The 373-nt window shown below is 50.4% G+C and carries 2 tRNA genes; both read left to right on the forward strand.

The annotated features are described in order from the left end of the window. The first annotated feature begins 109 nt into the window (after window positions 1-109). A tRNA-Ile gene (locus KNO91_RS15270) sits at window positions 110-186 on the forward strand. A 22-nt stretch (window positions 187-208) separates the two neighbouring features. Beyond that, a tRNA-Ala gene (locus tag KNO91_RS15275) sits at window positions 209-281 on the forward strand. Window positions 282-373 lie beyond the last annotated feature (92 nt).

Consider the following 373-nt stretch of genomic DNA (forward strand, 5'->3'; position numbering starts at 1 on the left):
AACAAGGTAGCCGTATCGGAAGGTGCGGCTGGATCACCTCCTTTCTAAGGAAAATGCCCATGTGGCATTGCCCATCGTTCAGTTTTGAGAGACCAAAACCTCTCTATGAGGGCCTATAGCTCAGCCGGTTAGAGCGCACGCCTGATAAGCGTGAGGTCGGTGGTTCGAGTCCACTTAGGCCCACCATTTTTATGAACAATTCTAATACGGGGCCTTAGCTCAGCTGGGAGAGCGCCTGCCTTGCACGCAGGAGGTCAGCGGTTCGATCCCGCTAGGCTCCACTTTTGTTCCTTGAAAACTGAAGATTCATCAAGACATCAAAAACCAATTTCACATATGGTCCGTAATGGACCGTGTGTCTTAGACGCTAGAT

The organism is Exiguobacterium sp. s59 (genome assembly GCF_018617475.1).
GTDB classification, from domain to species: Bacteria; Bacillota; Bacilli; order Exiguobacteriales; family Exiguobacteriaceae; genus Exiguobacterium; species Exiguobacterium aestuarii.